The organism is Aquiflexum sp., assembly GCF_977115555.1.
In genome coordinates, this window is sequence record NZ_CDSBKL010000125.1 from 1 (window position 1) to 10,418 (window position 10,418).

At 39.7% G+C, this 10,418-nt stretch carries 7 protein-coding genes; 5 read left to right on the forward strand and 2 right to left on the reverse strand.

The window, feature by feature from the left end:
• Positions 1–87: 87 nt before the first annotated feature.
• From purD to ACZFYI_RS09440, 3 genes are all read left to right on the forward strand, one after another.
• Positions 88–1,386, forward strand: a complete 1,299-nt coding sequence (gene purD, locus ACZFYI_RS09430) for a phosphoribosylamine--glycine ligase (RefSeq protein WP_462523876.1) — start codon at positions 88–90, stop codon at positions 1,384–1,386.
• A 135-nt stretch (positions 1,387–1,521) separates the two neighbouring features.
• Positions 1,522–2,874 carry a PSP1 domain-containing protein gene (locus ACZFYI_RS09435; RefSeq protein WP_462523881.1) on the forward strand — a complete coding sequence of 451 codons (1,353 nt, stop codon included), beginning with the start codon at positions 1,522–1,524 and terminating at the stop codon, positions 2,872–2,874.
• 1 nt (position 2,875) lies between these two features.
• Complete coding sequence (locus ACZFYI_RS09440) at positions 2,876–3,325, forward strand: gliding motility lipoprotein GldH (protein WP_462523877.1); 450 nt, start codon at positions 2,876–2,878, stop codon at positions 3,323–3,325.
• A gap of 2 nt (positions 3,326–3,327) precedes the next feature.
• Here ACZFYI_RS09440 and ACZFYI_RS09445 read toward each other — a convergent pair whose 3' ends face one another.
• On the reverse strand, positions 3,328–7,272 hold the full coding sequence (locus ACZFYI_RS09445; RefSeq protein ID WP_462523878.1) for an AAA domain-containing protein: 3,945 nt from the start codon (positions 7,270–7,272) through the stop codon (positions 3,328–3,330).
• A 4-nt stretch (positions 7,273–7,276) separates the two neighbouring features.
• Positions 7,277–8,089, reverse strand: a complete 813-nt coding sequence (locus ACZFYI_RS09450) for an SDR family oxidoreductase (RefSeq protein WP_462523879.1) — start codon at positions 8,087–8,089, stop codon at positions 7,277–7,279.
• Positions 8,090–8,265: 176 nt separating this feature from the next.
• Here ACZFYI_RS09450 and rlmD point away from each other — a divergent pair, with 176 nt between their 5' ends.
• Entirely contained in the window at positions 8,266–9,672 is a 1,407-nt protein-coding gene (gene rlmD / locus ACZFYI_RS09455; protein ID WP_462523880.1) for a 23S rRNA (uracil(1939)-C(5))-methyltransferase RlmD, read from the forward strand.
• Entirely contained in the window at positions 9,669–10,046 is a 378-nt protein-coding gene (locus ACZFYI_RS09460) for a hypothetical protein (protein WP_113924765.1), read from the forward strand. The genes rlmD and ACZFYI_RS09460 overlap by 4 nt, the downstream gene beginning before the upstream one ends.
• Positions 10,047–10,418 lie beyond the last annotated feature (372 nt).

The window sequence follows — 10,418 nt, forward strand, 5'->3', positions numbered from 1 at the left end:
TGAGGAAGAGGATTTCGCTGAAGAAGAAATCCGTGTCTATAGAATCAAGTTCATTTCAGAGCATGCCAACTAAAACGAATTTTATTAATGAATATATTATTATTAGGAAGTGGAGGCAGGGAGCATGCTTTTGCCTGGAAAATCGTAAACAGCCCAAATTGTAATCAACTATTTGTTGCACCCGGAAACGCCGGTACAGCTTCTATTGCCAAAAACATTTCAATTTCCCCAACTGATTTCAAGGCACTTGCTGAATTTTCAGTTGAAAACCAGGTAGATATGATTGTTGTGGGGCCTGAAGAGCCTTTGGTCAAAGGAGTCACAGACTTCTTTAGTAACCACCCAATTCTACGTAGCCTACCTGTCATCGGTCCTTCCCAGGCCGGTGCACAATTGGAAGGATCTAAGGATTTTTCTAAGCAGTTTATGGAAAAATACGCCATACCCACTGCCACTTATGAAACCTTCACAAAAGAATCCTTCAATGAGGGAATAACTTTCATCAGAAAACAATCCCTTCCCATTGTACTAAAAGCAGACGGTCTAGCAGCAGGCAAAGGGGTTTTGATTTGTCAGAGCTATGAAGAAGCCGAGGGTTCTCTAAAAGAAATGCTGTTGGAAAGCAAATTTGGGAATGCCTCAGATAAAGTTGTCATCGAACAGTTTTTGAAAGGTATTGAGCTATCTGTTTTTGTTGCCACCGACGGAAGTCACTACAAAATCCTACCGGAAGCCAAAGACTACAAAAGAATAGGTGAAGGAGATACAGGCCTGAATACCGGGGGTATGGGTGCTGTGAGTCCTGTACCCTTTGCTGATGCGGATTTTATTAAAAAAGTGGAAGACAGAATAGTCAAACCTACTATAGATGGATTGAAAAAAGAGAATATTCCATATGTGGGATTTCTGTTTATTGGACTGATGAATGACAATGGAGATCCTTATGTCATAGAATATAATGTAAGGATGGGCGATCCGGAAACCGAAGCGGTATTGCCGAGAATCAAGAGTGATTTTCTGGGTCTTTTGTATGCCATGGGAACAGCAAAATTGGATTCTTATCGTTTAGAAATAGCTTCCCACACCTGCACAACGGTGGTTTTGGTAGCAGGAGGTTACCCCGGAGAGTATGAAAAAGGTAAAAAAATCGAAGGTCTCAGCAGGAATAAAACCGACTCAAATTCCATTATTTTTCATGCAGGGACAAAAGTGTCTGAATTAGGGGAAATCCTCACCAATGGAGGTAGGGTACTCGCAATTACCGGCGTAGGAAAAGATATTACATCAGCCCTTGAAAATGCGTATTCAAGGGCATCCGAAATTTGTTGGGAAGGCATTTATTACCGGAGGGATATCGGTCAGGATGTATTAAATTTGATAAAATAAATCCAAAACCAAGAGGAGACATCTTCTCCCATTATATATAAAATTATGTCAGGATGTACTAGCTGCTCAACCACTTCCGGATCTAGCGGAGGATGCCAAAACAACGGCACTTGTGGAACAAGCGATTGCAATAAAATGAATTCCTTTGATTGGCTTACCCACATGGGTATACCTACAGTTGATAAATTTGATATTGTAGAAATCAAATTCAAAGGGGGCAGAAAAGAATATTATAGAAATATAGACCGAATTTCACTTACCACAGGTGATCCTGTAGTCGTGGATGTCCCTAATGGTCACCATATCGGATATGTATCGCTGCAAGGTGAACTTGTCCGTTTGCAGATGCAAAAAAGAAAAATCAAGGATGATGACAATATCCTAAGGATTTACAGGGTTGCTACCCAAAAAGACCTTGAAAAATGGGAAGAAGCTAAAAACCGGGAAATCCCTACTTTGTACAGGGCAAAACAGATAATCGATGAAATGAAGATGGAAATGAAACTTTCAGATGTGGAGTTTCAATCTGATAATTCAAAAGCTACTTTTTACTATTCTGCAGATGACCGTGTTGACTTCAGGGAATTGATTAAGTCTCTTGCTTCAGAATTTAAGATCAGGGTAGAAATGCGTCAGATAAGCCTCCGACAGGAAGCTGGAAGACTGGGAGGAATAGGGGTTTGTGGCAGGGAATTATGCTGTTCTACCTGGATCTATGATTTCAAAAGTGTGAATACTTCTGCAGCGAGGTATCAAAACCTTTCCCTTAATCCTACCAAACTTTCCGGGCAATGTGGCAGACTGAAGTGCTGTCTTAATTATGAGCTCGATACGTATATGGCTGCTTTGAGTGATATCCCAGAAGTGGATAAACCATTGCAAACGGAAGCAGGATCGGCCAAACTCCAAAAGACTGATATTTTCAGAAAGTTGATGTGGTTTAGCTATAACAATGACAACAACTGGCATTCAATCACCTGTGAAAGGGTTTCTGAAATTCTTGAATTGAATTCAAAAGGAGTGATTCCTTTTGACCTCAGAACAAATCATGGCAAGGAACAGGAAGATCTGATTAACAAATCCAATTTGGAACTTGAAATGCTTGATAAGAAATTCAGCAAAAACAAGAAATCCAAGAAGAAAAAGAAACCAAGGAATCCCGGAGAAAACCCGGCCATATCGAATGAATCCATAAAACCAGAAATAAGGTCAAACAATCCTAAATCTGAAATTAGGCAAAACAGTTCTAAACCTGAGGCTAAACCAAACAGACCTTCGTCTGAAAAATCGCCCCAGAATAGACAAAACCCTCCAAGGAAAAACGTTGAAAATCGGTCAAACGCGGTTGAAAACCAAGAAAAAGGAACTCAAATCCCAAGAGAAGTTAATTCTGACCAGGCTCCAAAGAAAAAGAAAAACAATAGAAGAAGATTTAATTCTAAGAACAAAGGAGAACAAAACAAAGGTGATCAAAACGCGGGGCAATAAAATGAATCTAAGGTTTTTAGGAATGGCATTCGCCGTTGGCTTCTTTTTGGCAGGCTGTAATGGAGATAGGCTTTTTGAAAAATATGAAGGACTAAAATTCGGAACATGGCCTGTTTCGGATACGGTTTCTTTTGAAGTATCAAAAGTTTCTGTTCCAAACAAGACCCTTGTCGGGATCAAATACACCAAAGATTATGAGTTTAGAAATCTTTATTTGAGATATATACTGAAAGACAGTCTTGGTCAAACAGTTGAGACAAAGCTATTGGATATCCCTCTTTTTGACAGCAAGACTGGAAGACCTCTCGGAGATGGGTATGGAAGCACTTTTACAAGGTATGATACCCTCCCGATTGAAAATCAGTACAGTAGTATTCACTTTTTGCAATACATGAGGGTTGAGGAACTTGCCGGAATAGAAACTGTGGGTGTGAAAGTGGTTAAAAAATAAGATCAATCTCCCAATACCGGTTTATCCATCCAATATTGCCTGCTATAATAAAACTTATACGGCCACCCTTTTTCCCTCAACTGCAAGGAATGATAAACAAATGCCTCTTTGGCACTTGTTGAGTCATATAACCTTTGGTCATCAGTCAGCAATGCTTCTTCGTAACGATCCCCTGATTTGATGGCGAGATCCATCCAATTGGAGGCCATAAATTTTTCCAAGGAAAAACCTTGAAAATTCCCTTCGATCTTGTCTTTCAATGACCATCCTGATTCGAATCTATAGGGGGTCTGAACAGGTATTTGGAAGCCATTGCCCCTGCTGATATCAATCACAAAAATGAGGTAATCCCTGAGCATTTTAATACCTTCATTCTTCAATTGGTCTGAATTAAAATCATTGGGTTCAATACTGCTTATCAAAGTAATTTTCTTTTTGGCCCGTGAAACAGCCACATTCAACCTGTTGACTCCTCCCCTTTTGGAAAGCATGCCGAAGTTGGCTATCAATTTTCCTTTCTTGTTTTTGGCATAGCCAACACAAAAAATCACCCAATCAAACTCATCACCTTGAACATTTTCTATGTTCTTAATCGAAAGATTTTCTTGATTCACATCATCTTCTTTAGATACAAGTTCCCTGATGTATTCCATTTGGAAGAAATTGAAAGTGATCACCCCAATGCTATATTCAGGGTTGCAATTTTGGATCGATTTGATTTCTTCCAATACCGCTTCGGCCTCTTCAATATTTGTCTGCTTTTCCCAGGAACCATTTACAGGCTTCCATTTGAAAGGGTTTTCGGAAGCATTTACCAATTCTAGTCTGGTCAACATCTTCAACCTGTTTTCATAGAAGTTTTGGTTGGAAAAATGTATCAGGGCCAATTGTTCACTTCTGTAATGTCCCTGCAGCCAAAATTTTTGAAAGTAGGAAGAAGCAAGTTCGAGCAAAGATTCTGTCTCCGTTTCGATTCCCTCCTCTTCTGTTTCTAGCCTAATCTGATACAGATCAAAAGGGCGGAGTTGATTGGAATCCCCTGCTATGACTGACTGCTTGCCTCTCAGCATAGCAGGAAGTCCACGCTCCACATAGCATTGGGAGGATTCATCAAAAATAACAAGGTCAAAAGATTGCTTTAATGGAAAAAGAGCAGAAACCGTCTCCGGAGAAGCCAGCCAACAGGGAACTAGTTGGAATACCTCTTTTTCAAAATTCTCTACCAGCTTTTTGATACTCCAGATTTTCTTTTGCTTGCTAACCTGATGGGAAAGTTCCCTGTAGGTAAGCAGATTTCCAAGTCTGTTGAATTCCAGATTTGCATAAGTATTTTCCCTTAACCTGATCTCAGCAATGTACTTGGACAGTTTCCACTTTTCCAAAACGGCCTCCATCAATTCTTCCTGGGTTTGGTTTGTTTTGGAAGTGACTACGTCCTGAAGTAATGGATATTTTGTCTCAATATGCCCAATCCAACTCAATTTCAATCCTGCCAAGAACAGGTTTTTCAAGTCCTCAAAATCTCTGTTTGGGTAAGTGGCAAGCATTTTTTCCATGACTAGCACATCCTGTTCTTTGAGCCTGTTCCTAAGCCTGTCAAATACCACCAAATCTTGAAAAACTTCATCTACCTGAGATTCTAGAAATAAAACTCCCTTCTCTATATGCTCAGTTATCAGGTGCTGTATCTGGATTTTGCTTAGATAGAGTGACCAGTAAGGGATTTTTGATTCCAATTCCTCTATATGAGCCAGGACCAATTGAAGCCTTTGGACAAATCCGGTTCCTGAATTCAGATTTTCTTCCAAAACTTCCTCCAATGACCCGAATCCATGAAATAAAATCTTGGCCTTGACAGTTTCAGAATAAATACCTGAGATATGGTTGAAGGAAGCAAAATCAAATGGCTTTTTTGGAAGGTCGATCCAATTTTTTTCACCTAAGAGAGAATATACATGATTGAGATTCAATCTGTTTTCAAGTTTTTTGATCAGTGTTTTGATCCCTTGCACATTGGCCTGCAACTTGTTTTCAAAAAGCAGTCGATAAACCGGCTGAAATCTTTTCTTTTTCCATAAAAGTGGAAAATTCCTCCTCCATCCCTTTTTCCTTTCCAAAAACTCAAGAGAAAGCTGTAAGTGAATTTCGACTTCGCCGTCTCTACAGTGCCATTCGATACCTTCTTCTGCAAAAAGAGACTTGATGGCATCCAATTTATGTTCCAACCAAAGAAGATCCACATCATTTGTTGGCAAATCTTTCAGGGACCAAAAAAGAGTCAGGTTTTCTTCCTGCTTCAGCAACTTCAATAACTCCTGAATCTTTTGTTTTTGCTCAAAAAAAGAAAACAGAAAGGACGAATCAAAAGATTTTAAATCCGAAAAATCATCTTCAAAACTTTGCTTCAGTTTTTGAATCTCTGACATGACTTCCCGCATCCTCTTGGAAACCGCCGGTTCAAAACTGCTGAAGTCAACCCGATGTAACCAAAAGGACTCCGGGTTTTGATATTTTCTGAACAACGAGGTGTAGCTCCTGAAATCCCTCAAAAAATCATTGACCCTGCCTGCATGGAACCTCCGGTAAAATTGGTTCATGTCAAATGCTTCATCCGACAGCTTGGAACTCAGGTACAATTCCTTGATCGGAACACCGCATTCCTCGGTATTGAACAGGGCTTTTTTCAGACTTGAAAAATAATCGCTATGATAATCAATCAAACTGGAATGCTGTGAAAACTGCCTTTCCAATTGGATAGCATCAATTCCACGGTTCATTTCCTGATAACGGTCCAATGACAAAATTTGGTCATGAATTTTTTTGTATAAGGCTTTTCTATCCGCACGAAAGTCATGTACCAAAGACAAGAAAGCTCCAAACCCTTCATTTGAAAGCCTTTTAAAAACCACATCTAATGCAGCGCGTTTTTGCGAAACGATCAAAACTTTCTTTCCTCTAGCTATAAAATCAATGGCAAGATTACTGATGAGTTGTGATTTTCCTGTTCCAGGAGGTCCTTCGACGACACAGGACCGTCCTTCCCTTACTGATTTGATGACCTCTTCCTGACTCGCATCCACAGGAAAAACGGTAAACATCTGGTCCTCACGAACAGCATTTGGCTGAATATGCTCAGGAGCAAACCATTTTTGGAATAAGGATTCCAAATCTGGAAACTCCTCTCCCGCCATAAGTTCTTCATAGTCCTGGATCAAAAAACTTGCTTTTTGGGAAAACTGACCAAGTACGCCATAAGGCTTCAATTGAAGCTTCCCTGTCTTAAGCTGCTCTTCGTCTAAGGACTTGGAAGAGTCAGGAAAAGCTTTGATCTTATTCTCATATAATTCAGTATTGAAGCTTAAAAAAAACTCTTGCTTCAGCAGCGCATAAAGGTCATTCCTGAAACCAATAGGATCGGTTGAAAAACTTTCCAAAGGATTTTCTTCCCCGAAATAATTGTGGTCTTTGCCATAAGCATAGGCATAAGCCAATAAAAATGCTTTGTTGAAAAATGGGGAATCAGAGCCATTCCTTTCCAAAATCCATTCGTTTTCAACTTTTACCAGTTCAATAGGAAAGAAAATCAAGGGGCATCTGATGACTTGTTCATTGATTAATTTTCCTTCCACAAATGGCCAACCGACAAAAAGACTTTTTTCACCTGTTTCGGTTTCTGCAACTTTGACCGAATGGGATAGCCTGTTTAGCCTTTGGGAAAGAACATTGACCTGTTTGTCCCGTGGGTCCGCAAACGGAATCAATGTCACTTTTTTATCTTTAGCCAAAAGAGACTCAACAAGGCCAAATGCAGGTTGATGGTTAAGAAAATCCAAGTCATTCAAATCTATCATCTGATTGGGTATCAATCGTGACAGGTAAATCGACCTGTTCCTGCTGGAAAGGTCCAATAACCTATTGAGATAAATCTGAAAGGTATCCTTGAGCATAGGTTTATTTGAATGGGGAATCTTTCTCTTTTGCCATGTGGTTGTAGACAATTCCATCCATGATTCCAGGCATCCACTTATTTAGAAATACTGCAAGTTTTCCCTGTCTTGTCAGAACAATGTCTCTTTTCCTTTTGACAGTGGCATTGAAAATCTCCTCAGCAACTTCCTCAGAAGTCATCATTTTTTCTTCTTCGCGTGGTGATTCTCCTTGTACGGATCCATCCGCTGTAAGGGCGTTGTTACGGATATTCGAAGCAGTAAAACCCGGACAGGCTACCAAAACATGTACTCCCCTTTTCATGACTTCTGTACGGAGCGATTCAAAAAATCCGTTCATCGCATATTTGCTGGCTGTGTATGCAGTTCGGGCAGGAGTCCCTCGATAGCCATTGATGGAGGATACTCCTACAATAGAACCTTTGTTCTTCAAAATCTCAGGTAGACAATATTTGGTAGCATAGACTGTTCCCCAAAAATTGGTATCCATCACTTTTCTGAAAACCTCCATATCAAGATCTTCAAAAAGTGCCCTCATAGAAATTCCGGCATTGTTGACCAGGATATCGATCCTACCAAAATGTTTGACGGTTTCCTCAGCCATTTTTTTATTGTCAGATTCCGAACCTGCATCAGCCATAATCCCTAAAGCATCAATGCCTGCCTTCTTTAGCCGTTCTAAGGCATGGTCTAATTTCACTTGGGACCTTCCTGTGATTACGATTTTGGAACCTGCTCTACCAAACACCAAAGCGCAGGCTTCCCCTATCCCTGAAGTAGCTCCGGTCACTATAACGACTTTATCTTTTAATTTCATGAAAACAGCTTTGAAAGCTTAAAGATAAAAATTCGACTTGAAGCCTTGCAATCAGACTTGATGTTTTTGGGAAGAATGAGTGTTTCTTGGCTTTTGGGGATTTGAAGGAGATTTGCCACCGATTTTTAATTTTTCATTTCTCCAATCTTCCGATCCAAACCCTTATTTTTGCGCCCATGTCAAGAAAGATGAAAAATAAGGTAATACCTAACCTGAGGATTGAAAGGATAGCTGCTGAAGGTAAGTGTGTCGCCCATTATGAAGGTAAGGTGGTTTTTGTTGGTAATACGGCTCCCGGTGACCTTGTAGATGTCCGAATAAGCCGGGGAAAAAGTTCTTTCATGGAAGGAGAAGCCATCAAATTTCATGAATATTCCAAAGATAGGATAGATCCTTTTTGCTCCCATTTTGGTACTTGTGGAGGCTGCAAGTGGCAACATATCAACTACGATCTCCAAAAAAACTACAAAAGACAGCAGGTGGTCGATCAGTTTGAAAGGATAGCAAAAGTGGAAATACCTGAAGTATTGCCAATTTTAGGTTCAGCCAAAACCCAATATTACCGCAACAAACTTGACTTTACTTTCTCCAACAACCGATGGCTTACAAGGGAGGAAATCAATTCGGGGGAGCAATTTGAAAGAAATGCATTGGGATTTCATATCCCAAAGATGTTTGACAAAATCATAGACATTGAGCATTGCTACCTTCAGGGAAATATTTCCAACGAAGTACGGATTGCATTAAGGGACTTCGCTTTGGCAGAAAACCTGTCTTTCTATGACATCAGAAATCAGGCGGGTCTCCTGCGTAACCTGATCATCAGAACCACAAGTACCGGTGAATCCATGGTCATCGTACAGTTTGGAGAGAGCGATGAGGATGCGATAACGAAAGCAATGGAATTTCTCCATCAAAAATTTCCTCAGATTACATCCCTTCTATATATCATTAACCTGAAAAAAAACGAAACATTCAATGACCTTGATGTCATCACATTTGCAGGTAAAGACTATATCGAAGAAGAGATGGAAGGCCTAAAATTCCGGATCGGACCTAAATCTTTTTACCAGACCAATTCGGAACAGGCTTACGAATTATATAAAGTGGCAAGGGAATTCGCAGATTTAAAAGGTAATGAAGTTGTTTTTGACTTGTATACAGGAACCGGAACAATAGCCAATTTTGTCTCAAAAAACGCAAAACAAGTTATCGGTATTGAATATGTCGATGCAGCCATAGAGGATGCAAGACTGAACGCCAAAGTCAACGGGATCGAGAACACACAGTTTTATTCAGGTGATCTCAAGGATATTTTGACCGAGGAATTCGCAAGGAAGCATCCCAAACCTGATGTCGTGATCACAGATCCTCCAAGGGCAGGGATGCACGAGGACGTTGTCAAAATGCTCTTAAAATTGGAAGCTCCCAAAATCGTTTATGTGAGTTGTAATCCTGCCACCCAAGCGAGGGATGTTGCTTGGCTTTCAGAAAAATATACGGTAGATAAAATACAGCCTGTGGACATGTTTCCTCAGACCTACCATGTTGAAAATGTTGTACGCTTAACTTTAAAACCATGATTTCAGACTTCAATGACCCGGAACTAAGCGGCAAATACCTTGGTACAATCACCAAAGATTTTGTCAAAGTCTCTGATATCCTCAAAGAAGCATCCTACCAAGTCAGAAGCAGGAAATTTTCGGATTTTCCGATATTCCCTATTTCTAAAGAAGTGCAGCCAATCGGAAAATTACTTTTGGGTAAGGTAGAAAAAGATTTGGATTGGAATTATTTTATCACCTATGTAGATGAGTTTATCCAAAGGAAACTCATTGCAGAAGAATTGTTGGATGAATTCAAAGCGGCTTACAAAGACCCTGACGAATTCTGTTGTCTCTTTGTAATGGATGGGGTTTTTACAAGTTTTGTTTACATCCCCTATCCGGAAGATTAATTTTTACAAAGTCCTGATTTTATCAGGGCTTTGGTTTTTTAAGATTGTATCAGAATTTGAATTGGTTCTTTGAATTTTTCACCTTTTCACCATACTATTCTACCTTAGTTCAGGCAAAACATTTCTGAAATCTAGCAGGCTATTGATTTTTTGTGAAAGCATATTTATATTGAGTTATCAAAACATGGCAGAATAATATTTCAGATATTGATGCACGCAAAAGTAATTATTGGTAAATTCACTGAAAGCTTTTCTATTAATCAGAAATTAATATTTGACTGAGATGAATAAAGATAAAGCATTTGACATTCCCTCTGGAGTCTCCCAACTCAGAGAAGGCGATGAAAAAGCTTTCGCTTTGTTGTATGATTT